23 protein-coding genes are annotated in these 23197 nt (G+C 67.7%); 10 read left to right on the top strand and 13 right to left on the bottom strand.

From position 1 onward, the window contains the following. Nucleotides 1–19: 19 nt before the first annotated feature. The 9 genes from gor to ilvC form a co-directional block, all read right to left on the bottom strand. Nucleotides 20–1411: a glutathione-disulfide reductase gene (gene gor, locus F1654_RS13225; RefSeq protein ID WP_150024034.1), complete on the bottom strand. Its 1392-nt coding sequence runs from the start codon at nt 1409–1411 to the stop codon at nt 20–22. Nucleotides 1412–1479: 68 nt separating this feature from the next. Beyond that, entirely contained in the window at nt 1480–2526 is a 1047-nt protein-coding gene (gene leuB, locus F1654_RS13220) for a 3-isopropylmalate dehydrogenase (protein ID WP_150024033.1), read from the bottom strand. Next, entirely contained in the window at nt 2523–3101 is a 579-nt protein-coding gene (leuD, locus tag F1654_RS13215; RefSeq protein ID WP_150024032.1) for a 3-isopropylmalate dehydratase small subunit, read from the bottom strand. Before leuD ends, leuB begins: the two co-directional genes overlap by 4 nt. Next, nucleotides 3091–4512 carry a 3-isopropylmalate dehydratase large subunit gene (gene leuC, locus F1654_RS13210; protein ID WP_150024031.1) on the bottom strand — a complete coding sequence of 474 codons (1422 nt, stop codon included), beginning with the start codon at nt 4510–4512 and terminating at the stop codon, nt 3091–3093. Before leuC ends, leuD begins: the two co-directional genes overlap by 11 nt. Then, the gene (locus F1654_RS13205) at nt 4496–5464 is read right to left on the bottom strand and encodes a branched-chain amino acid transaminase (protein ID WP_150024030.1); all 969 of its coding nucleotides are present in this window, start codon (nt 5462–5464) and stop codon (nt 4496–4498) included. Before F1654_RS13205 ends, leuC begins: the two co-directional genes overlap by 17 nt. Before the next feature lie 15 nt (nt 5465–5479). Continuing rightward, nucleotides 5480–7051 (bottom strand): 2-isopropylmalate synthase, encoded by a 1572-nt coding sequence (locus F1654_RS13200; RefSeq protein ID WP_150024029.1) that lies wholly within the window; start codon nt 7049–7051, stop codon nt 5480–5482. Beyond that, nucleotides 7048–7314, bottom strand: a complete 267-nt coding sequence (locus tag F1654_RS13195; RefSeq protein WP_150024028.1) for an ACT domain-containing protein — start codon at nt 7312–7314, stop codon at nt 7048–7050. Before F1654_RS13195 ends, F1654_RS13200 begins: the two co-directional genes overlap by 4 nt. Continuing rightward, nucleotides 7311–9008 (bottom strand): acetolactate synthase 2 catalytic subunit, encoded by a 1698-nt coding sequence (gene ilvG, locus F1654_RS13190; protein ID WP_150024027.1) that lies wholly within the window; start codon nt 9006–9008, stop codon nt 7311–7313. The genes F1654_RS13195 and ilvG overlap by 4 nt, the downstream gene beginning before the upstream one ends. 4 nt (nt 9009–9012) lie before the next feature. Then, nucleotides 9013–10029 carry a ketol-acid reductoisomerase gene (ilvC, locus tag F1654_RS13185; protein ID WP_150024026.1) on the bottom strand — a complete coding sequence of 339 codons (1017 nt, stop codon included), beginning with the start codon at nt 10027–10029 and terminating at the stop codon, nt 9013–9015. A gap of 524 nt (nt 10030–10553) precedes the next feature. Here ilvC and F1654_RS13950 point away from each other — a divergent pair. The 6 genes from F1654_RS13950 (at nt 10554) to purQ (ending at nt 17250) form a co-directional block, all read left to right on the top strand. Continuing rightward, nucleotides 10554–10709 carry a hypothetical protein gene (locus tag F1654_RS13950; protein ID WP_199200584.1) on the top strand — a complete coding sequence of 52 codons (156 nt, stop codon included), beginning with the start codon at nt 10554–10556 and terminating at the stop codon, nt 10707–10709. 120 nt (nt 10710–10829) lie between these two features. Further along, nucleotides 10830–12578 (top strand): homoserine dehydrogenase, encoded by a 1749-nt coding sequence (locus tag F1654_RS13180; RefSeq protein ID WP_150024025.1) that lies wholly within the window; start codon nt 10830–10832, stop codon nt 12576–12578. Nucleotides 12579–12593: 15 nt separating this feature from the next. After that, the gene (locus tag F1654_RS13175; protein WP_150024024.1) at nt 12594–13541 is read left to right on the top strand and encodes a homoserine kinase; all 948 of its coding nucleotides are present in this window, start codon (nt 12594–12596) and stop codon (nt 13539–13541) included. Beyond that, a complete protein-coding gene (thrC, locus tag F1654_RS13170) occupies nt 13538–14845 on the top strand; it encodes a threonine synthase (RefSeq protein ID WP_150024023.1) in 1308 nt (435 codons plus the stop codon). The genes F1654_RS13175 and thrC overlap by 4 nt, the downstream gene beginning before the upstream one ends. Further along, nucleotides 14842–16530 (top strand): dihydroxy-acid dehydratase, encoded by a 1689-nt coding sequence (ilvD, locus tag F1654_RS13165; RefSeq protein WP_150024022.1) that lies wholly within the window; start codon nt 14842–14844, stop codon nt 16528–16530. Before thrC ends, ilvD begins: the two co-directional genes overlap by 4 nt. Before the next feature lie 57 nt (nt 16531–16587). Further along, nucleotides 16588–17250 (top strand): phosphoribosylformylglycinamidine synthase subunit PurQ, encoded by a 663-nt coding sequence (purQ, locus tag F1654_RS13160; RefSeq protein WP_150024021.1) that lies wholly within the window; start codon nt 16588–16590, stop codon nt 17248–17250. 23 nt (nt 17251–17273) lie between these two features. Here the strand turns inward: purQ and F1654_RS13155 are convergent, their stop codons facing one another. Next, nucleotides 17274–17759: a type II toxin-antitoxin system HicB family antitoxin gene (locus F1654_RS13155; RefSeq protein WP_150024020.1), complete on the bottom strand. Its 486-nt coding sequence runs from the start codon at nt 17757–17759 to the stop codon at nt 17274–17276. Between the two features lie 9 nt (nt 17760–17768). Continuing rightward, nucleotides 17769–17975, bottom strand: coding sequence for a hypothetical protein (locus F1654_RS13150; protein ID WP_150024019.1), 207 nt, complete (start codon nt 17973–17975; stop codon nt 17769–17771). Between the two features lie 92 nt (nt 17976–18067). On the opposite strand from F1654_RS13150, the gene purL reads away from it, so the two are divergent. Next, a complete protein-coding gene (gene purL / locus F1654_RS13145) occupies nt 18068–20305 on the top strand; it encodes a phosphoribosylformylglycinamidine synthase subunit PurL (RefSeq protein WP_150024018.1) in 2238 nt (745 codons plus the stop codon). A 78-nt stretch (nt 20306–20383) separates the two neighbouring features. On the opposite strand, the gene F1654_RS13140 is transcribed toward purL, so the two are convergent. Then, nucleotides 20384–20854, bottom strand: coding sequence for a tetratricopeptide repeat protein (locus tag F1654_RS13140; RefSeq protein WP_150024017.1), 471 nt, complete (start codon nt 20852–20854; stop codon nt 20384–20386). 202 nt (nt 20855–21056) lie between these two features. Beyond that, a complete protein-coding gene (locus F1654_RS13135) occupies nt 21057–22055 on the bottom strand; it encodes a M28 family peptidase (RefSeq protein ID WP_199200583.1) in 999 nt (332 codons plus the stop codon). Nucleotides 22056–22136: 81 nt separating this feature from the next. Here F1654_RS13135 and F1654_RS13130 point away from each other — a divergent pair, with 81 nt between their 5' ends. Genes F1654_RS13130 through msrB form a run of 3 tightly spaced genes read left to right on the top strand, consistent with a single transcriptional unit; the run spans nt 22137 to nt 23167 of the window. Beyond that, on the top strand, nt 22137–22367 hold the full coding sequence (locus tag F1654_RS13130; RefSeq protein ID WP_150024015.1) for a BolA/IbaG family iron-sulfur metabolism protein: 231 nt from the start codon (nt 22137–22139) through the stop codon (nt 22365–22367). Between the two features lie 31 nt (nt 22368–22398). Then, nucleotides 22399–22731 (top strand): Grx4 family monothiol glutaredoxin, encoded by a 333-nt coding sequence (gene grxD / locus F1654_RS13125; RefSeq protein WP_150024014.1) that lies wholly within the window; start codon nt 22399–22401, stop codon nt 22729–22731. Nucleotides 22732–22762: 31 nt separating this feature from the next. After that, on the top strand, nt 22763–23167 hold the full coding sequence (gene msrB, locus F1654_RS13120) for a peptide-methionine (R)-S-oxide reductase MsrB (RefSeq protein ID WP_150024013.1): 405 nt from the start codon (nt 22763–22765) through the stop codon (nt 23165–23167). Nucleotides 23168–23197 lie beyond the last annotated feature (30 nt).

The following is a 23197-nucleotide window of genomic DNA, read 5'->3' as shown; positions in this document are numbered from 1 at the left end:
GTGAGGCCTTGAGAGGCCCTCAGACCGCCCCGCCCAGCGTGGGATCCACCCATTTCTCGCGCAGGGTGACCAGTTCTTCGGCCACGGTGGGATGAACCGCGCAAGTGGCGTCGAACTGGGCCTTGGTCAGCTTCGCTTTGACCGCGATGCCCACAGCCTGGATGATTTCCGGCGCGTCATCGCCCACGATATGCACGCCCAGCACCACCTGGTCCTCGGCGCGGACCACCAGCTTCATGAACATCCAGTCCGGCTTGTCGGTCAACATGCCCTTCATGGGCCGGAATTTGGATTTGTAGATATCGACCTTGCCATGGGCGCGCCGCGCCTCGGCCTCGGTCAGGCCCACCACCCCGACTGGCGGCTGGGTAAACACCGCCGATGCGATATCGCTATGGTCATAGGCGGTCTCGCGGCCCGCAAACACCGTCTCCACAAACGCCATCGCCTCGCGGATCGCCACGGGGGTGAGGTTCACCCGGTTGGTCACATCGCCCACGGCGTAGATGTGATCCACGCTGGTTCGTGAAAACTTGTCCACCGCAATGACGCCCCGGTCATCGAGCTTCACGCCCGCATTTTCCAGGCCCAGTCCGGCGGTACAGGGATCGCGCCCGGTGGCCAGCACCACGGCATCGGCCTCGATCACCTCGCCCTTATCCAGCGTCACCGCGCGCCAGCCCTCGCGGTCTGACGGCTTGATGGATTTGATCACGGCGTGGGTGATGACGCGCACGCCGCTTTCTTTGAGCTGTTCATGGACGAAGGCGCGCACATCATCGTCAAACCCGCGCAGCACCGTGTCACCGCGATAGACCAGGCAGGTCTTCACGCCGAGGCCTGCGAACACTTGCGCAAACTCGCACGCGATATAGCCGCCGCCCGCGATCACCAGGCTTTCGGGCAGGTGATCAAGATGGAACAGATCGTTGGAGCTCAGCGCCAGCTCTGCGCCTTCCAGCCCTTCGGGCACATTGGGAACCCCGCCCGTGGCGATCAGGATATGGCGTGCGGTGACGGTGCGTCCCGATTTTATGAGGCGGATCTCGTGCGGGCCGGCCAGCTCGGCGCGGTCCTCGATCAGCTCCACCCCGGCCTTGGCCAGATTGCTGGCGTATATGCCCGACAACCGGTCCACCTCGCCCAGCATGGCGTCGCGGAAGGCGGGCCAGCTGAACTCCGGCACGCCCAGCGTCCAGCCATAGCCTTTCGCGTGGCGGAAGGTCTTGGCGAAGCTGGAGGCGTAGACCATGAATTTCTTGGGCACGCAGCCGCGGATCACGCAGGTCCCGCCCGGGCGGTATTCCTCGGCCACCGCCACCTTGGCGCCCGACAGGCTGGCCAGGCGCGAGGCGCGCACGCCCCCCGACCCGGCGCCGATGGTGAAGAGATCATAGTCAAAATCGGCCATGGGATGCGCTTTCGCTCTGGCGGGAAGATTACCGTCCCTAACTGGCCTTGCCGGGCGCTTGCGTCAATTCACGCCTGTGCGGCGTGCGCTGCAACTTTTTCGGCAAAGGCCGCGCAGCCGCTGTCTCCGCCCAGATCGGCCGTCAGCGGGCCGGCGCGCAATTGCGCCTCCAGCGCAGCCTCCAGCCGGTCCGCCGCCTCAGCCTGTTTCAGGCCATGGCGCAGGAGCAGCGCCGCGCTGGCGATAGCGCCGGCGGGATTGGCCTTGTCCTGGCCGGCGATGTCCGGCGCGCTGCCATGGATGGGCTCAAACAGGCCCGGACCGTCCGCGCCCAGGCTGGCGGAACCCAGCAGGCCGATGGAGCCCGCAATCACGGCGGCTTCGTCTGACAGGATATCGCCGAACAGGTTTTCGGTGAGGATGACGTCAAAGCGCGCAGGGTTAGTCACCAGCGCCATGGCCGCCGAATCCACCAGCTGGTGGTCAAGCGCCACGTCCGGGAAGTCGCGCGCCACATCTTCCACCACCGCCCGCCAGAGCCGGGAGGTGGCCAGCACATTGGCCTTGTCCACGCTGGTCACGCGCCCCGAGCGACCGCGCGCGGCCTCGAACGCCACGCGGGCGATGCGGGTGACTTCTTCAGCGGTGTAGACGCAGGAATCCGAGGCGCGCTCGCGCCCCTCCTCGCGTGCGCCGAAATACAGCCCGCCTGTGAGTTCGCGCACGATCAGCAAATCCGCGCCGCGCACGCGCTCCGGGCGCAGCGGGGAAAAATCCTCCAGCCCCGCCATGACTTTGACAGGGCGCAGATTGGCGAACAGGCCCAGCGCCTTGCGCAAACCCAGCAGCCCGGCCTCCGGCCTTTGCGGCGCGCTATCCCAGGCCGGTCCGCCCACCGCGCCCAGGAACACCGCATCGCTGGCGCGCGCCTTTTGCAGGGTCTCTTCAGGCAAGGGCGAACCGCACGCATCAATCCCGGCGCCGCCAAACGGCGCCTCATCAAAGCTCAGCGACAGACCGGCGCGCGACGCAGCAGCCTCCAGGCACACGCGCGCAGCCGCAGTGACCTCCGGGCCAATGCCATCGCCCGGCAAAAGCAGGATGTGAGCCGTCATGCCGCGCGGCCAGCCTCGAAGCGGCGGATCGCCTCGTCTTGCGCTAGGATATAGCCCAGCGGGTCCACGCCCTCGATCAGGCAGGTGCGCGCAAAGGGCTCCAGCGTGAAGCGCGCCTTGATATTACCTGCGATGATTTCGCCTGCGGCCACATCAATCGTCATCTCCAGCCCGTCCCGGTCCATCAGGGCGGCGTGGGAGGCTTCGTCGATCTCGCACACCACCAGCGCGTTCTTGAGCGCATTGGAGCGAAAGATGTCGGCGGCCCGGGTGGTCACTACGGCCTGAAACCCGAAATCCTTCAGCGCCCAGGGCGCATGCTCGCGCGAGGAGCCGCAGCCGAAATTATGACCGGCGACCAGAATGTGCGGCTGGCCCGGCGCCAGCGCATTGAGCCGATGGCCTGTCTTCGAGCCGTCCATATGGAAGCGCCAGTCATGAAAGCACGCCTCGCCCAGCGCGCCGCGCTCGGTGGTGGTCAGGAAGCGCGCGGGGATGATCTGGTCGGTGTCCACATTGGCGTCGGGCAGGGTGAAGACCGGCGCGGTGAGGGTGCGGACGGGCTCATTGCGCATGGGAAGCCTCCAGAATGCGGCGCGGATCGGCGATGGCGCCGGCCACGGCGGACGCGGCGGCGGTGGCGGGGCTCGCCAGCACGGTGCGCACGCCCTTGCCCTGGCGGCCGGCGAAATTGCGGTTGGAGGTGGACACCACCAGCTCGCCCGGGCGTCCGCTATCACCGTTCATGGCGATGCACATGGAACAGCCCGGCTCGCGCCATTCGGCCCCGGCGGTGCGGAAAATGGCGTCCAGCCCTTCGGCTTCCGCCGCGCGCTTGACCGCTTCGGAGCCCGGCACCACCAGCATGCGCACGCCCGGCTTCACGCAGCGCCCGGCCATCACGGCAGCCGCCTCGCGCAAGTCGGACAGGCGCGCATTGGTGCACGAGCCGATGAAGACAGCATCGATCTTCTCGCCCAGGAGCGCCTCGCCCGGCTTGAAGCCCATATAGGCCAGCGCCTCGGCCATTTTCGAAGAAGACGGCGCAGGCGGGCTGGAGTCCACCGGGGCGGCCATGTCCGGGCTGTCGCCCCAGGTGACCATGGGCGCCAAGCGCGAGGCGTCGATGCGAACCTCGGCGTCGAAGCGGGCGTCCGGATCCGATTTAAGCTGCGCCCAGCGCGCCTTGGCGGCCTCGAAGGCAGCGCCCTTGGGCGCGTGGGCGCGGCCCTGCAGATAGCGGAAGGTGGTCTCGTCCGGCGCGATCAGGCCGGCGCGCGCGCCCGCCTCGATGGACATGTTGCACACCGTCATGCGCTCTTCCATGGACAGGGCTTCAATGCCCGGCCCGGCATATTCGATGACATGACCGGCCGCGCCTCCAGCGCCCAGCTCGGCGATGATCGCCAGAATGAGGTCTTTCGCCCCCACGCCCACGCGCAACTCGCCATCCACATGTACGCGCATGGTGCGGGGCTTGCGCTGCAACAGGCACTGGGTCGCCAGCACATGGCCAACTTCCGTGGTGCCGATGCCGAACGCCAGCGCGCCGAACGCGCCATGGGTGGAGGTGTGGCTGTCGCCGCACACAATGGTCTGGCCCGGCTGGGTCAGGCCCAGCTCCGGACCGATCACATGGACAATGCCCCGGTCGGGGCTGTCCCAGCCGGCCAGCGCGATGGCGTGACGGCGGCAATTGGCCTCCAGCGTCTCCACCTGCTGGCGCGCTGCGGCGCTGGCGTAGACGGGCCGCACACCCGGCGCGCGCGGCGTGGTGGGGGTGGCGTGATCGAGGGTGGCGAAGGTGCGTTCAGGGCAGCGCACCTTCAGGCCCCGCGCGTCCAGCTCGGTGAAGGCCTGCGGGCTCGTCACCTCATGGATCAGGTGCAGATCGATATAGATGAGCGCGGGCGCGTCGCCGGTTTCCGGGGTGACGATATGGGCGTCCCAGATCTTCTCGAACAGGGTTCTAGACGGCGACGGCATGGCTGGCTCCTTCATCGGCGCTGACGGCCCGGACCGGCTCCAGCCAGCCCCATTCATCTTTGGTGCTTCCATCAAACAGGCCGAAGAAACGCTCCTGGATCAGGCGCGTGACCGGCCCGGCGCCGGCGGCGCGGGTGGTCTTGTCGTCAACCGAACGGATGGGGGTGATTTCAGCGGCGGTGCCGGTGAAGAAGGCCTCGTCGCACAGATACAGCATCTCGCGCGGCAGGGCCTGCTCGACCACTTCGAGCCCTTCCTTCTTGGCCAGGGTGATCACCGTATCGCGGGTGATGCCCTGCAGGATGGAGCTGGCCGCAGGCGGGGTCATCAGCTTGCCGCCATGGACCAGGAACAAATTCTCCCCCGCCCCTTCCGACAGGCGCCCGTCCACATCAAGACCGATGCCCTCGGCATAGCCGCGCGACTTGGCCTCGCGGGAAATGAGATAGCTGGAGAGGTAATTGCCCCCCGCCTTGGCGCCGGTGGGCGCGGTATTGGGCGCCAGCCGGTTCCAGGACGAGACCATCACGTCCACACCGCGCGTGCGCGCTTCCTCGCCCAGATACGCGCCCCAGGGAAAGGCGGCGATATAGACATCCACCGGCGCATCCTTGGCCGGGACCACGCCGATAGAGCCATAGCCGATCATGGCCAGGGGCCGGATATAGGCCGAGCTGAGCTTGTTTTTGGCCACCAGCGCCTTGCAGGCAGTGACGATCTCGTCCTCGGGAAAGGGCAGGTCCAGCGAATAGATGCGCGCGGAATCGATCAGGCGGCGGATATGATCGCGCACCCGGAACCCGGCCGGGCCGGACGGGGTGTCATAGACCCGGATGCCTTCAAACATGGAGGTGCCGTAGTGCAGGGCGTGGCTGAGCACATGCACCTGGGCGTCGGCCCAGCGGATATAGGCGCCATTGCGCCAGATATAGTCGGTCTCGGTAATGGCCATTTGTGTTCAGGTCCTTCAGGCAGCGGCGCGGGCGTCGCGGCGGCGGCGCACGGCAAGGGCGTTGTTGAGCGCGTCGATATAGGCGCTGACGCAGGCGGGAATGATGTCGCGGGCGCGGGCGCGGCCGGGGAAGCGCTCACCGTCAATCTCGGCGTCCAGCTCCACCAGAACATCCGCGCCCTGCTGGTCCGCGCCGGTCTCTGACGGGTCGGCGGCGATGTATTGCATGTCGATGCCGGCCACGCGCGCAGGCATATCCATGATCTGGCTCACCGCCTGATAGGCCGCGTCCAGCGCACCGCTGGCGCGGGCGACATCGCTGATCCGCCCGCGGATGGGGTGCTCCAGTTCAATGCGCGCCACAGGCTGATCCTGGCGCGAGATGGGCGCGCGGATCTCCAGCCGGGACAGGGTCCACATCTCCGCGCCCTCCTCTCCGTCCAGACGGGCCAGGATCGCGGCCAGCCGGGCTGAATCCACCGTGCCCACCTCGTCAGCCATCGCCTTGAACGCCTCGAAGGCGCGCTGCAGGGCCTCGCCCTCCAGTGTCCAGCCCAGTTCTGCGGCGCGCGCGGCCAGGGCGTGCTTGCCCGAGTGCTTGCCCAGCACCAGCGCATTGGACGCCAGCCCCACATCTTCCGGCTTCATGATCTCATAGGTCTCCCGGTTCATCAGCACGCCGTGCTGGTGAATGCCCGATTCATGGGCGAAGGCGTTGGCCCCCACGATCGCCTTGTTGCGCGGGGGATGAGTGTTGGTGACCTGGGACAAGGTGCGCGTGGCGGCCATGATCTGGCGGGTGTCGATCCCGGTGGTCAGGCCGAACTGGTCCTTGCGGGTGCGCAGGGCCATCACCGCATCCTCCAGCGCGCAATTGCCCGCCCGCTCGCCAATGCCGTTGAGCGCACACTCGATCTGGCGCGCCCCGCCGCGCACGGCGGCCAGCGAATTGGCCACCGCCATGCCCAGATCATCATGGCAATGAGCCGAGAAGATCACCCCGTCCGGGCCTTCCACCGCACCACTCAGAAAAGCGAACAGTTCGCTCATCTCTTCGGGCGTGGCGTAACCGACCGTATCGGGCACGTTCAGCGTACGGGCCCCGGCCTGCGCCGCCGTGGACAGCGCTTCGACCAGAAAGTCGCGCTCGGTGCGGATGGCGTCCTCGGCGGAGAACTCCACATCATCGGTGAACTCGCGCGCATAGGCGACCATCTCCGCGATGCGGGCCAGTATCTCCGCCCGGCTCATTTTCAGCTTGAACTCCCGGTGCAGCGGGCTGGTGCCCAGAAACACATGAATGCGCTTCTTGGGCGCGGCCTTGAGAGCTTTGCCCGCCGCCTCGATATCGCCCCGGGCCGCACGCGCCAGCGAGCAGATGACCGGGCCTTCGACCTCGCCTGCGATGCGCTCCACCGCGCGGAAGTCGCCCGGCGAGGCGATGGCGAAACCGGCCTCGATCACGTCCACTTTCAGCGCCGCCAGCGCCTTGGCCATTTTCAGCTTGCCCGCCTCGCTCATGGAGAAGCCGGGCGCCTGTTCGCCGTCGCGCAGCGTGGTGTCGAAAATAATGACCCGGTCACTCATGACGCCGCCTCCAGGGCCGGAGCGTCCTGACCGGCGCGCACGCACACCACGTCATGCATCTTGGCCAGCTGGGCGCAGACCGTCTCCACCCGGCGGCCCGCATCGCGCGGCGCCACATCCATGGAGAGCCAGGCCGTCGATCCGGCGCGGATCGACGGCAGGGTCATGGCGCGCACCATATAGCCGCGGCGCTCCACCAGCCCCAGGAGGCGCAGCACCGCGCCCTCTTCGGGACGGAACTCGATCTCGATGCGGCAGGTCATGAGGCCTCCATCATGTCAGCATTGGATTTGCCCGGTGGGACCAGCGGCCAGACGTTTTCGGCCGGGTCGATGCGCACATGGGCGAGGATGGGTCCGCGGGTCTTCAACAGGCGCTCGATGGCGCTGGGCACGTCGGCGCGCCGGTCCACGGTGAACGCCTCGATCCCGAAAGAGCGGGCCACATCGGCGAAGTCGGGATTGTCGTAGAGATCGACCTCGGAGAAATTCTCCTCGTAGAACAGCTCCTGCCACTGGCGCACCATGCCCAGCTGGGAATTGTCCAACAGGACGATTTTCAGCGGCAGGCGGTAGCGCCGCAGGGTCGCCAGCTCCTGGATATTCATCATGATCGAGCCGTCGCCGGTGACCGTCACCACCGTGGCGTCCGGCTCGGCGAACAGGGCGCCGATGCCGGCGGGGATGCCATAGCCCATGGCGCCCAGCCCGGCGCTGGTCAGATGGGCCTGGGGCCTTGAGAAGCGGCAATGCTGGGCCACCCACATCTGGTGCTGGCCCACATCGCAGGTGGCGATGAAGCGCTCGCCGGCCTGGCGCGACAGTTCATTCAGCAGGGCCGGCGCATACACGCCCGAGCCCGGCGCGTCATAACGGAAGGCCCAGTCTGCCGCGTTCTGGGCGCAGCGCGCGCGCCAGGCGTCAATCTCCAGCCGCCCCGGCTCCAGCGCCGCCAGAATGGCGGAGATATTGCCCGGCAGGGCCACATCGGCACGGCGCAGCTTGGAGATTTCAGACGCGTCGCCATCGATATGGATGATGCGCGCGCCGGGCGCGAATGTGTCCAGCTTGCCTGTGGCCCGGTCATCAAACCGAGCGCCCACGCAGATCAGAAGATCGCTTTCCATCACCGCGGTATTGGCCGCGCGCGTGCCGTGCATGCCCAGCATGCCCAGAAAATCGGGGATGTCGGTGGGCAGGCCGCCCAGGCCTTTGAGGGTCGCCACCGCCGGGATGCGCGTACGGCTGTGGAAATCGCGCAGCGCCGTTTCCGCCCGGGCGATGGCGATGCCGCCGCCAAAATAGAGAACCGGCCGGCGGGCATCGCGGATCAGCGCCTCGGCGGCGCGCAAGGCGTCCGGGTCAGGCGTCGAAAAGCTGGCGGGCGCCGGGACCGGACCTGCAGGGGGGAACGGCCCGGACGCCTGGGTTACGTCCTTGGGCAGGTCAATCAGGACCGGGCCCGGACGCCCGCTCTTCGCCAGTGCAAAGGCCTCGGCGAAGATCTGAGGAATGTCGGACGCGCTGCGCGCGATGAAGGAGTGCTTCACAATCGGCATCGTGACGCCGAACACGTCGATTTCCTGAAACGCGTCCGTGCCCATCAGGGGCGCGGGCACCTGGCCGGTGATCGCCACCATTGGCACAGAGTCCATGAAGGCGTTGGCGATGCCGGTGATCAGATTGGTCGCCCCCGGCCCGGACGTGGCCATGCACACGCCCGGCTCGCCCGACACCCGGCCATAGGCGTCCGCGGCCAGCGCCGCAGCCTGTTCATGGCGCACCAGAACATGCTTCAGGCGCGAGCCGGGCAGCGCGTCATAGACCGGCATGATCGCCCCGCCGGGATAGCCGAACACATAGTCCACGCCCTCACGCTCCAGCGCCTCGACGACCAGATGGGCGCCGGTGCGGGGCGTGGGAGGCGGAACGGTGCGGGGGGCGGCGGCGGGGATCATGGCGTTACTCTGCGGCCTTGGTGTTGGCGCCTGGCTGCAACCAGGCCATGCGCGCACGCAGGCGCGCTCCGGTCTTTTCGATATCCTGTTCGAGATCCTGGCGCAGAAGCGCGTCATAGCGCGGCTTGCCGGCCTGGTTTTCCAGGATCCAGTCGCGCGCAAACGCGCCGGATTGGATGTCGGTCAGCACTTCGCGCATGCGCGCGCGGGTCTCGTCATTGATGACCCGCGGGCCGGAGACCAGATCGCCGTATTTGGCGGTCTCCGAGATGAAGTCGTGCATGCGCGCCAGCCCGCCCTCATACATCAGATCGACGATCAGCTTGAGCTCGTGCAGGCATTCGAAATAAGCCACTTCGGGCTGATAGCCGGCCTCCACCAGCGTCTCGTAGCCTGCGGCCACCAGCTCGCTGGCGCCGCCGCACAGCACGGCCTGCTCGCCGAACAGATCGGTCTCGGTCTCCTCGGCGAATGTGGTCTCGATGGCGCCGCCTGCAGTGCCGCCATTGCCCTTGCAATAGGCCAGCGCACGCGAACGCGCCTCTCCCGAGGCGTCCTGCCAGACCGCGAACAGGCTCGGCACGCCGCGCCCGATTTCGAATTCCCGGCGCACCAGATCGCCCGGGCCCTTGGGGGCCACCAGGATCACGTCGATATCGCCGCGCGGGCGCACCTGGCCGTAATGGATGGAAAACCCGTGGGCGACCATCAGCGTCTCGCCCGGCGCCATATTGGGCGCGATGTCGTTTTCATAGACCTCGCGGTGGGTCATGTCCGGGGTCAGAAGGGCGATGAAGCTGGCGCGCTTGGCCGCCTCGCCGGGCGCGAACACCTCGAAGCCATCGCCAGCCGCGCGCTGGGCAGCCTTGCCGCCAGGGCGTGCGCCCACGATCACCTGATGGCCGCTATCGCGCAGGTTCCGGGCATGGGCCCGCCCCTGGCTACCATAGCCGATAATAGCGATGGGGCCCGGCCTGATCGCTTCGGCGTTGGCGTCGTCGTCGGTATGGATGCGGGTCACGTTTCAGTCTCCAGGGTGAAAATCGGAACAAGAAAAAACCCCCGCTCGGCAGAGCGGGGGTCCTGTGGGTCTCTGGAAGGTCAACTTCCGTCAGACAGGGGCCGCCGCTCCGCCAAGGGAGGTAATAAGGACGACGACGAGAAGGACGAGCGAGGACAGCGCCACGGCGTTCAGCCGGGCGTCTGCAGTCTTCGCAATGGCCTTCGCGTTGCGCATCGGACCTTGTCTTCGATTCATGGGCAGCGGCGGAGACATCCCGGCGCTGCGGCGATGCTGCGTTTGCGAGCCCGCCTGTGTGTTGAAAAGCTAAGGGGGAGTGCGCTCTCTTGGCAACAGGAAATATGTACGGACCATGAGAAAAAATTTTTGATCTTATTTAGCAACGACTTATCCTCCACACGTGGCCGCCAGGACGCCAGTTTGTGGCTTTCTCGCAACAGGTGAGCGGTTGACGCCATGTGGAAAAGCCGGACATCGTCACCATCGCACTGCACAAACGCCGTGCCTCATCCGGAGCCTGTCTCATGGCGCTCGCCGCCGCCCGTTCTGGCCTGACCGTCACCGCCGCTTCTGCGGCGGGTGGCCTCGCCATGTTTGGCGGCGCTCTTGTCATGCTTGGCGGCTCCATGACCGTGACCACCACCACCACGATTATTGGCGGGCGGTGCGGCGCGGGCTGAGGCGAGTTTCTCAAATCCGAACCGAACCGACCCGCTCCCGGCCCCGGAAGCGGGTTTTTTCTTGCTTTCACGCCGCCGACTGAACCCAGACCTGACCCTCTTCAATAAGGACTGACGATCATGACCGCCGCCCCTGACCGCCCCGACGCCGCCCGGCCGCTATGCGTGCTGAAATTCGGCGGCTCGGTGCTGACCGCCCCGGCCGATTACGCCGCGGCGGGCGCTGAAGCCTACCGCCATGTGCGCGCAGGCGAGACGGTGATCATCATCGTCTCCGCCCTCCAGGGCGAGACCGACGCCCTGTTCGCCGAGGCCGAAGCCGCAGGCGCGGGCGCAAGCGCAGCCATGACCGCCAGGCTGGTGCGGCTGGGTGAATATCGCTCGGCCGCCCGGATGGGTCTGGAGCTCGCCCGGCTGGGCGTGCGCGCCCGGGTCCTCGACCCCCATGAGATCGGGCTGGAAGCCGAAGGCGACCCGCTGGACGCGGATCTCGTCCGCCTTGACCGCCAGCGCCTTGATGCGGCGCTCGAGGATGTGGAGGCGGTGGTGCTGCCCGGCTTCACCGCCGGTCACAAGGCCCATGGCGCGGTGACGCTGGGCCGGGGCGGGACGGATCTGACCGCCGTGTTCTTCGCCGCACAGGCCGGAGCGCGGCGCGTGCGCCTGATCAAGGATGTGGACGGGGTCTATACCGATGACCCGGCCCGCGATCCCCAGGCCCGGCGCTATGACCGGCTCGATCATGACGCCGCGCTGAAAGCCAGCCGCGGGCTGATCCAGCCCAAGGCCATCGAGGCGGCGCGCGCAGCGGGCCTGGTCATCGAGATCGCGGCCATGGGCGCCGGTCACGCCACGCGCATCGCGCCCGGCCCGGCGGTGATCGGGGCAGACGTGCGCCGCCGGCCCTTGCGGGTGGCGCTTCTGGGCTGCGGCGCGGTGGGATCGGGCGTGCTCGACCATCTGGCCGCGCGCCCGGACCTGTTCGCGCTCAATCCGGTGCTGGTGCGTCATCCCGAAAAGCGCAGCGGCGACGCCCGCGCGCGCTTCACCAGGGAGGCGGGCGAGGCGCTGGCGAAGCGGCCGGACATCGTCATCGAGGCCATGGGCGGGGTGGACCAGCCCGCCTCGCTCCTTCTGGAGGCGCTGGCCGGCGGCGCCCACGTCGTCACCGCCAACAAGGCGGCCATGGCCGCGCGCTATGAGGGCCTGCATGACGCCGCCCGGCGCGCCGGACGCCAGCTGCGCTATGCCGCCAGCGTCGGCGGCGGGGTGGTGATCCTGGAAGCCCTTGAACGCCTCAAACCGCACGGCGTGGCCGCTGTGGAGGGGGTGATGAACGGCACCGGCAATTTCATCCTGTCGCGCCTGCGCGCCGGGGCCGCGTTTGACGATGCGGTGGCTGAAGCCCAGGCCCTGGGGTTCGCCGAAGCCGATCCCAGCGCCGACGTGGATGGCCATGATGCAGCGGACAAGCTGTCCCTGCTGATCCGCGAAGCGTTCGGCCAGGACGTGCCGCCCGCCGCCATCCCCAAGGACTCCTTGCGCAAAGCTACGCCTGAGCGGCTCGCCGGCGCAGCCAGCCAGGGCGAGGTGTTCAAGCAGATCGGGCGCTGCGCGCTTTTGCCGGACGGGCGTGTGGAGGCCAGCGTGCAGGTCAAGAGCGTGCCGCTCGACCATCCGCTGGCCGGCGCGGTCAATGAGGAAAACCGCTTCGTCCTGACCCTCAATGACGGATCGGTTCACGCGCTCTACGGCAAGGGCGCCGGGCGCTGGCCCACCGCCGCCTCGGTGTTTGCAGATGTGATGGACATTACGCGCGCTTGCGCGTGTGATGCGTCCGGGCGCGCGGCCCTCGCCGCCAGCGCCTGAGAGGAGCCCAGCGTGATGATCCAGTCCGCCACCGCCAGCGCCCCGGCCAGCATCGGCAATGTCTCGGTCGGGTTTGATGTCCTGGGTCAGGCCTTTGACGCCGTGCGCGATACCGTCACCGCCGAGCGCATGGGCAAGCGTGGCGTCGCGCTAGGCGCTGTCAGCGGGCTTGTCGACACCCTGCCGGACCAGCCTGAGGCCAATACCGCGCTCGCCGCCGCGCAAGCCGTGCTGAGAGCCGCGCGCGCGCCTTTTGGCGTGACCATATCGATCCGCAAGGGCGTTCCGGTCAGCGCCGGCATGGGTGGATCGGCGGCCTCCGCCGTCGCCGCCGCCGCTGCGGTCAATGCGCTTCTGGACGCGCCGTTCGGGACCGATCAGCTGCTCGCCTTCGCCCTCAAGGGTGAAGCGGTGTCAGCCGATCCTCCGCCCTGGGACAATGTGATGGCGAGCCTGCATGGCGGGCTGGTGATCGCGGCCCGGCTGGAGCCCGCCCTGGTGCGGCGCATGCCCGCGCCCAAGGGGGTCACCGCTGTGCTGCTGCACCCCGACGCCCGGATCGAAACCCGCGCCGCGCGCGGCATACTCAAGCCTTCCGTGCCGCTGCACACCGCCGTCGAGCACGCCCGGCGCATCAGCGCCTTCACGCTGGGCTGCGCGACCAATGACCCGGAGCTCATCCGCGCCGGATTTGAAGACATTCTCATCGAGCCCCAGCGCCGCTACCTGCTGCCTGAATTGCCGCATGTGAAGAAGGCGGCCATAGAGGCGGGCGCGCTGGGATGCTCCTTCTCCGGCTCCGGCCCATCGGTTTTCGCCTGGGCGCTGGATGGCGATGTGGCGGCGGTTGAGGCGGCCATGGCCGGCGCCTTCAAGCGCGCGGGCCGCAAGGCCGACACCTATCGCGCCCCGCTCGACAGCGCGGGCGTGCGCGTGGAACAGGCCGTGGAGGCGGCGGCGTGAGATTTGTCTCCACACGCGGCGAGAGCCCGCCGGTCCGCTTCGAGGATGCGGTGCGCGCAGGCGCTGCACCCGATGGCGGGCTGTATGCGCCTGAACGCCTGCCCGAAGGCGTGCTCGCGAGCCTAACCGGCGATGAGAGCCTGGCCGGCGCCGCACATAAACTGCTGGCGCCCGTCGCAAGCGACGGCGCTCTGGCGGCTGAGTTGGCGGCCATCTGCACGGAGGCCTTCAGTTTCGAAGCGCCGCTGGTGACGCCTGATCCGGCCCGTCCCGAACTGCTGGCGCTGGAGCTGTTTCACGGCCCCACCGGCGCGTTCAAGGATTTCGGCGCGCGGGTGCTGATGGCCTGCCTGGCCAGCCTGACCCCGCCAGACGAACCCCTCACCGTGCTCGCGGCCACGTCCGGCGATACGGGCGGGGCGGTGGGGTGCGCAGCAGAAGGGCGAAAGGGCGTGCGCGCCGTCATCCTGTTTCCCAAGGGCCGGGTCTCAGAGTTCCAGCGCCATCAGCTGACCTGCTGGGATGCGCCGGTGAGCGCGCTGGAGATCGAGGGCGATTTCGACGCCTGCCAGGCGCTGGTGAAATCGGCCTTTGCTGACAAAGCCCTGTCCGCCCGCCACCGCCTGACCAGCGCCAATTCCATCAATCTCGCCCGGCTCCTGCCCCAGGGCGCCTATCTCGCGCGCGCCGCCGCCCAGGCCCGCGCCAAGACCGGGATCACGCCAGGCCTGATCATCCCCACCGGCAATCTCGGCCATGGCGTCGCCGCGCTATACGCCCGCGCCATGGGCGCGCCCATCGGGCCGGTCGTGCTGGCCACCAACGCTAACGCGGCTCTGTCCGAGTGGGCGGCCACGGGCGCATACCGCCCGCGCGCTTCGCTTCCCACCATGGCCAACGCCATGGATGTGGGCGCGCCGAGCAATTTTGAACGCCTGGACGCCCTGCCCGCCGCCCTCAGCGGGGTGGACGTGGAGCGGGTGGAGGATGACGCCATCGCCGCGCGCATCATCAGCGACTTCCTCGCCTCGGGATATGTCTGGTGTCCCCATTCGGCCACGGGCGCGGAAGCCTTCGCCCGGCTGCCCGCCAGGGAACAGACCGCGCGGCCCTGGATCGTGGCGGCCACCGCCCATCCGTTCAAATTCGCCGACATCGTGGAGCCCCTGATCGGGCGCGCCATCGATCCGCCCCCGGCGCTCAAGTCCGTGCTCTCGCGGCCCTCCCGCGCCGTGCAGGCGAAAGCTGAGCTCTCCGCTCTCATCCGCCATCTCGACAGCCTGAAAGACCCCATCCTGACATGACCGCCAAGCGCCCCTCCCACACCCTGATCCAGGGCCCCGCCCGCGCCCCGGCCCGCGCCATGTTGCGCGCGGCCGGTTATGACGATGAGCGTCTGAGCCGCCCTCTGGTGGCCATCGTCAACACCTGGACCAGCGTCACGCCTTGCAACATGCATCTGGCAGGTCTCGCCGATCATGCGCGTGCGGGCATTGAGGCCGCCGGCGCCACGGCGGTGGATTTCAATACGATCGTGGTCACGGACGGTATCGCCATGGGCACCGATGGCATGCGCGCCAGCCTTATGAGCCGCGATTGCGTGGCCGATTCGGCCGAGCTGGCCGTGCGCGGCCATTGCCTGGACGCGGTCCTGTTCCTGGTCGGCTGCGACAAGACCCTGCCCGGCGCGGCCATTGCGGCGGCCCGCCTCGACCTGCCCAGCGTCATTCTTTATGGCGGCTCGATCATGCAAGGCGTTCTGGGAGAACGCAAAATCACCATCCAGGACGTGTTTGAAGCCGTCGGCGCCTGCGCGGCGGGACGCATCACCGAAGCCGAGCTGGTCGAGGTCGAGAAGGCCGCCTGCCCTGGCGCGGGCGCGTGCGGCGGCCAGTTCACCGCCAACACCATGTCTCTGGCGCTGGGCGTGATGGGGCTGAGCCCGATGGCGCTCAATGATCTGCCGGCCATCCATCCGGACAAGCCGAAAGCGGCCGAAGCTGCGGGGCGTCTGGTGGTGGAGGCGCTCAATGCCGGGCGCAATGCGCGCAGCCTCATCACCCCCGCCTCGCTTAAAAACGCCGCCACCGCCGTCACCGCCACGGCGGGATCGACCAATGCGGTGCTGCATCTGCTGGCCATTGCGCGCGAGGCGGGCGTGCCCCAGGACGCGTTCAATATCAATGATTTCGACGCCATCTCGCGCGCCACGCCCGTGATCGCCGACCTGAAGCCCGGCGGGCGCTATATGGCGCCGGACATGAGCGCGGCGGGCGGCACGCGCCTGCTGGTCAAACGCCTGAAGGAGTCTGGTCTGCTCAACAACGCCCCGGTCATCACCGGCCAGACCCTGTTTGAGGAAGCGGACAGCGCTGAAGAAAAAGCCGGCCAGGACGTGATCCGCACGGCGGACAAGCCGGTCAAGGCGCGCGGCGGGTTCGGCGTGCTCTATGGCGATCTCGCCCCCGAAGGCTGCGTGGTGAAGCTCGCCGGTCATGACCGGCTGGTCGCATCGGGCCCGGCGCGGGTTTTCGACAGCGAGGAAGCCTGTTTCAAGGCCATCAATCAGGGCCGCATCCAGAAGGGTGATGTGGTGGTGATCCGCTATGAGGGTCCGGCGGGCGGGCCGGGCATGCGTGAAATGCTCGCCGTCACCGCCGCCCTGCAGGGCGCTGGGCTGGGCGATGACGTGGCGCTGATCACGGACGGACGGTTCTCCGGCGCCACATACGGCTTCATGGTCGGCCATATCGCGCCTGAGGCCGCGCGCGGCGGCCCCATCGCCTTCGTACAGGAGGGCGATGTGATCACCATTGATGTGGACGCGCGCCGCCTGGACGTGGACGCCGATCTTGAAGCGCGCATGGCGCGGGGCTTCATCGCCCCGGCGCCGCGCTATGAGAGCGGCGCCTACGCCAAATACGCCGCGCTGGTGGGCTCGGCCTCGGACGGGGCGGTGACCGGGTTTCCGTTCGCAGCAAAGGGCTGAACTCCGCACACGCGAAGCGCTCGCCAAGGCGCGACTCGCCTGCTAAACGCTGCGCTCATGAAAAGCGCTGTCATTGTCTTCCCCGGCTCGAACTGCGACCGCGATGCGGCCGTGGCCATCGAGCGCGTCACCGGCGCGGCGCCGGTCATGGTCTGGCATGGCGAATCCAGCCTGCCCGACGGTCTGGATTTCATCATGATCCCGGGCGGGTTCTCCTATGGAGACTATCTGCGCTCGGGCGCCATCGCGGCGCGCTCGCCCATCATGGCCGATCTGGTCCGCCGGGCCGAAGCGGGCGTGACGGTGCTGGGCGTTTGCAACGGCTTCCAGATCCTGATCGAGGCGGGGCTTCTGCCCGGCGCGCTGATGCGCAATGCGGGCCTGCGCTTCGTGTGCGAGAAGACGCCGCTCTATGTGGAGAGCGCCAATACCCGCTTCACCCGCGCCTATGCCGGTACCAGCGAGGTGGTGATCCCCATCGCCCACCATGACGGCAATTTCTTCGCCGACGCCGATACCCTCGACCGGCTCGAGGGCGAGGGGCAGGTGGCCTTCCGCTATGGCAATAATCCCAACGGCTCGGCGCGCGACATCGCCGGGATCACCAACGCCAGGGGCAATGTGCTGGGCATGATGCCCCACCCCGAACGCGCGGTGGACCCGGTGCATGGCGGCACGGACGGGCTCGGCGTGTTCGAAAGCGTTTTGGAGAAGGGGTGATGGCGATGGCGCGCCCGGGGCGGTCAGCTGGCGCGGCGGGTCTCGCCTGCCGGCGCCCGGCGCTCCGGCGTCAGCGCGATGGACGGCGCAGGCGACCAGCCCAGCGCGCGCAGCGCTTCGACCAGGCTTTCCACCCGCGCCCCGCCCTCCGGCGAGAGCAGGCGGCGCACATGGGTCTCGCCCTTGCCGAGCCGGCGCGCCAGTTCGATCTGTGCGCCCCGGCCATGATCGTGCGCCCACTGCGACAGCACGATGCGGTAGGCCGTGACATGCACCACAGCGACGGAACATTCGCCATCGCCCGGCGGCCTCGGATCCGGAATCTCCTCGCCCCGGCGCAGGCGCTCTCGCAGCACCACGTCCAGCGCGTCCGCCGCATTGGCCAGCGCTTCGGCCTCATCAGCGCCGTCAGTAGCCAGTTCGGGAAAGTCCGCGCTGAACGCCATGACGCGCCCGTCCTCGTCCGGTTCAAGGCTTACCGGGTAGGCGTAGACCAGATGTTCGCTCATGGGGGGCTCCTAAAACGCGTCTTTCGGGATGGCGGGATCGCGCAGCATCTTGTGCAACAGGCCCGTCCCGATCTCGCCCGACTTCACCGTCGTCGGCCTGGCGCCGACCCGGATCAGCTGGTGACCGCCCTTGCCCCGCTCGGGCGAGACCTCAAAGGGCAGATCCTGCGCGCAGGCATAGGCGCGGGCGCGCCGGATGAATTCCTTACCGTTCATGCATCCAGCATTCCACAATCTAGCGTCAGACGCGAAAACATCAATAGTGTGCGCACAAAACTGTGCGGCACCCATTCAGCAGGCCAATAACCATGACCGACCCCAATCGCTACGCCCCCGGCATCACGCAAGAGATCGTGCTCGATCACGTGACGGCGGATGAGTACGAGATCATCCTGCGCGAGCTGGGCCGGGCGCCGAACCTGGTGGAGCTGGGGATTTTCTCGGTGATGTGGTCGGAGCACTGCTCGTACAAGTCGAGCCGGGTGCATCTGGCCAAATTTCCCACCAAGGGCGAGCGCGTGATCTTCGGACCCGGCGAGAATGCCGGCGTGGTCGATATCGGCGACGGCCAGACGGCCATCTTCAAGATGGAAAGCCACAACCATCCCAGCTTCATCGAGCCCTATCAGGGCGCGGCCACGGGCGTGGGCGGCATCTTGCGCGACGTGTTCACCATGGGCGCGCGCCCGGTGGCGCTGATGAACGCGCTGCGCTTTGGCGCGCCGGACCATCCGCGCACCCGCCAGCTGGTCTCCGGCGTGACGGCGGGCATTGGCGGCTACGGCAATTGCGTGGGCGTGCCCACCGTGGGCGGCGAGACCAATTTCGACAAGGGCTACAACAACAACATCCTGGTCAACGCCATGGCGGTGGGGATCGCCGATGCCGACAAGATCTTCACCTCCGCCGCGCGCGAGGCCGGCTTCCCGGTGCTTTATGTGGGCGCCAAGACGGGGCGTGACGGCATTCACGGCGCCACCATGGCCAGCGCCGAGTTCGGCGAAGGCTCGGAAGAGAAGCGCCCCACCGTGCAGGTCGGCGATCCCTTCACCGAGAAGAAGCTGATCGAGGCGTGCCTTGAGCTGATGGCCGAGGACGCGATCAGCTCCATCCAGGACATGGGTGCGGCGGGTCTGACCTCGTCCAGCGTGGAAATGGCCTCCAAGGGCGGGCTGGGCATCGAGCTGGATCTTGATCATGTGCCCCAGCGCGAAACCGCCATGACGGCCTATGAGATGATGCTCTCGGAATCCCAGGAGCGCATGCTGATGATCGTCAAGCCGGGCCGCGAGCACGTGGCCGAGGCGATCTTCCGCAAATGGGATCTGGACGTGGCCACCATCGGCAAGACCGCCGAACATGGCCGCCTGGTGCTGCGCCACAAGGGCGAGGTGGTATGCGATCTGCCCCTCGACCCGATCGGGGAGAACGCGCCCAAATACGAGCGCCCCTGGTTCCCGGCCGAAGCGCGCGCCAGCATCGATCCCAAGACCCTGCGCACACCCGAGCATCTGGGCGAGACAATCGCCGCGCTCATGGGCTCGCCGGACATGGCCTCCAAGCGCTGGATCTGGAGCCAGTATGACCGCCACGTCATGGCTGAAACGGCGGCGAGCTCCGAAGACCCGTGCGACGCCGCCATCGTGCGCGTGCACGGCACACGCAAGGCGCTGGCCATCAGCACCGACTGCACGCCGCGCTATTGCGCCGCCGATCCGTTCGAGGGCGGCAAGCAGGCCGTGGCCGAGGTCTGGCGTAATCTGACCGCTGCGGGCGCTGATCCCATCGCCATCACCGACTGCCTCAATTTCGGCAACCCCGAGCGGCCCGAGATCATGGGTCAGTTCGTGGGCTGCGTGGAGGGCATGGCCGAGGCCTGCCGGGTGCTTTCCTTCCCGGTCGTGTCGGGCAATGTCTCGCTCTATAACGAGACTGACGGCAAGGCGATCCCGCCCACCCCGGCTGTGGGCGGGGTGGGACTCATCCCCGACGTCACCGTGCGCGCCGGCTTTGGCGGCATGAAGGAGGGCGATGTTCTCCTCATGGTGGGCGAGACTCACGGCGCGCTGGGCGCGTCTCTATATCTGCGCCATATCGAGGAACGCGAGGACGGCGCCGCGCCGCGCGTGGACCTGGCCGCGGAAAAGCGCCATGGCGATTTCGTTCGGGCCGAGATCCGCGCCGGGCGCGCCAAAGTGGTTCATGACGTGTCTGACGGGGGCCTGGCCTGCGCGGCGGCGGAAATGGCCATGGCGTCCGGCGTCGGGGTGAAGCTGGCCTATAGCGGCCCCCTGCCCCATTTCGCCTGGATGTTCGGAGAGGATCAGGCGCGCTATCTGATCGCCGCCGACGCCCAGACCGCTGAAACCATCCGCGCGAACGCCCGCGAGGCGGACGTGCCGGTCAGCGTGATCGGCCTGGCGGGCGGGCGCCATGTCTCCGTCAACGGCGCCCACGCCATAGATCTCATCGGCCTCAAACAGGCCCACGAGACCTGGATGGAGCGCCTGATGGCCGGCGAGCCCGAAGCGCGCGCCGCCGAATAGGCCGCAGGCGGTTCTGCAAACGAAAAAGGCCGGAGCGGCGCCGCTCCGGCCTTTGTCTTTTAAGGCGGTATGAGACGCTTAGCCGGCGCAGGACGCCAGGGTCAGATTGGTCTGGACCGCAGCTTCTCCACTGGCCAGTTCGCCTGCGCGCGTGAAGTCGGCGCGCGCACCCGCCTGATCGCCCGCCAGCCACAGGGCCGCGCCACGATTGGTGTGAGCTTCCCACGAGCCGCCCGTACGTTCAGCGGCGTCATTGCAGGCGTCTGCGGCTGACTCACTGCCCTGATTGGCCAGCGCCGCGCACAGATTGACCGCCGCGGCGGCCTTGTTGCGGCTGGTCGTGCCCGAATTGATCGCGGAGTTCGCGAAATGCTCGGCGGTGGACCAGTCGCCGCGCTCGATCCGGCTGGCCGAAGCGCGCACATTGGCGTTGGCGGTGGACACGCTCACGAAGGACGGCCCGGCGGGGCATTCCTGCGCCGCAGCGGCGGGAATGGCGGCGAGGCTCAATGCGGCGCCAGCGAAAAGCACACGAACGAGAGCAGTCATGGGGAGATCTCCTAATCCGGCCAGGCCAGTCCCGGCCCCCTGTATTTCTGACGTCAAATTAGTACGCTCACCGCCTCTTGAAAAGTGAACAGCGTTCATTTCTGTGTGAAAATCCGGTAATGCAGCGCATTTTTGCAGCGCATCAATGACTTGGCCGGACGCAATGGCGTCCGGCCAGGATCATTCTCCGCGATGAAACGCCTTACTCGGCCGCTTCAGCCCGCGCCAGGCGCGCCGCATTGATCTCGGCCAGCATGGCGTCAGCACGCCGGGCCACGTCGATCGCCGTGTCCACCGCGCCCAGATAGAACCCAGGCATGATGATGTCGAACGTGTCGCCGGGCGTGTGGTAATAGGGGTGGTCCTCCACGCCCAGATACAGAAACGGAATGCCCGCCAAGTGGAAGGCGGCATGATCGGACATCATGGTCCAGTCATCCCCGCGATTGTCGCTGGGCCGGTCATAACCGGGCTCAAGCGTGATGGAGGAAGCTGCAGCCGCCGCCTCGATCAGGGGCAGAAGCTCGGGCGTGTGATAGGAGCCCGCCGCGATCAGGCGCCCGTCCTCGTTATGGCCCAGCATGTCGAAATTGAGATTGAAGGCGATCTCGCCAATGCCTTCGGGGCGGTTCGCCACGAAATAGCGCGCGCCGTCCAGCCCGCCCTCTTCCGCATCGAGCGCTGCGATCACCACGGTGTGGCGCGGCGGTGAGGCCAGAAAATACTCCGCCGCAGCCAGCAACCCGCCCACGCCCGAAGCGTTGTCATCGGCGCCGTTCATAATCTGGCCGTCCGGCATGATGCCCAGATGGTCGTAATGGGCCGTGATCACCATGGAGAGAGAGGGGTCTTCGCCCTCGATCACGCCGATGAGATTGACGCCCGTGAGGCTGTGGCGCGGACCGTCGCGGTCTGTGGGGTCCACCGGGCGGGTCACGTCAAAGGCCTGTTCGAACCCGCCTTGCGCCGGGGACAGGCCGATCTCTTCAAACCGCGAGAGGATGTAGGCGCGCGCCCGGGCGCCGCCCTCGGACCCCACCATGCGCCCTTCCATATCGTCGGCGGCCAGGATGCACACATCGCGCAGCGGCTGGGCGGTCAGCCCGTCGCACGGACCCGGCGCCTCGGCTGCGCGCGGCTCGCAGGCCGCCAGCAGGAGCGCCGCACTGGTGGCGGCGAAGAACAGTCCATGTCTCAGCATTTTCATATCACCCCGTAGCGCCGCGCGCGTGCGCGGACCTATATTGGAGTTTAGCTGTACGCCAAGCCGGAGCCGGACGCCATGCCCATGCCCGCCGAAGATATCGCCCGCCTGATCCGCGAGGGCGTGCCAGGCGCCAAGGTCGAGATCATCGATCTGGCCGGCGACGGTGATCACTACAAGGCGGTGGTGACCGCCGAGGCGTTCCGCGGCATGCCGCGCGTGCGCCAGCACCAGCTTGTCTACAAGGCCCTGCAAGGGCGCATGGGCGGAGAGCTGCACGCCCTCGCCCTGGAAACCCGCACGCCGTAACCCGCGCCGCCTCAACCAAGGACATTCTCCCATGACCGACCAGGCCACCCTCGACGCCATCCGCGACACCGTGAACGCCAACGACATCGTCCTGTTCATGAAAGGCGAGCCCATGTTTCCCCAATGCGGGTTCTCCTCGCTGGTCGTGCGCGTGCTCGACCATCTGGGCGTCGCCTACGCCGCAGTGAACGTGCTCGACGACATGAATGTGCGCGAAGGCGTCAAGGTCTATTCCGACTGGCCCACCATCCCCCAGCTCTATGTGAAGGGCGAGTTCATCGGCGGCTGCGACATCGTCAAGGAGATGTTTGAAGCCGGCGAGCTGCAGGCCCTGCTCAAGGACAAGGGCCTGACCCCGGCCTGACCTTCCCTTCCCCGCCAGAAAGACCACCGCCATGCCCCGCCTGAGCCCGGACGAGATCGCCCGCCTGCGCGCAGCCCTGCCCGCGGACGTGGAGGCCATCGCCTTCCATGAAGGCACCGAGCCGCCAGGCTGCAGCCCGCTCAACGCAGAAAAGCGCGCCGGCGCCTATCACTGCCGGGTCTGCGGCGAGGCGCTGTTCTCCAGCGCGGCCAAGTATGAGTCCGGCTCGGGCTGGCCGAGCTTCTATGAACCGGTCTCCCCTGATGCGGTGGGCACCAAGCGCGATTTCAAGCTGATCATGCCGCGCACCGAGTTTCACTGCGCCAATTGCGGCGCCCATGGCGGGCATGTGTTTGACGACGGTCCGCCCCCGACTGGACAGCGCTGGTGCGTCAATGGCCGGGTGCTGGACTTTCGCCCCGGCGCAGGCGCGTAATGCCGCATCATGTTTTGAGGGAGCCGGGCG

It is taken from the genome of Alkalicaulis satelles (assembly GCF_008630495.1).
Taxonomy (GTDB): Bacteria; Pseudomonadota; Alphaproteobacteria; order Caulobacterales; family Maricaulaceae; genus Oceanicaulis; species Oceanicaulis satelles.
This window is presented reverse-complemented; position numbering and strand designations above follow the sequence as displayed.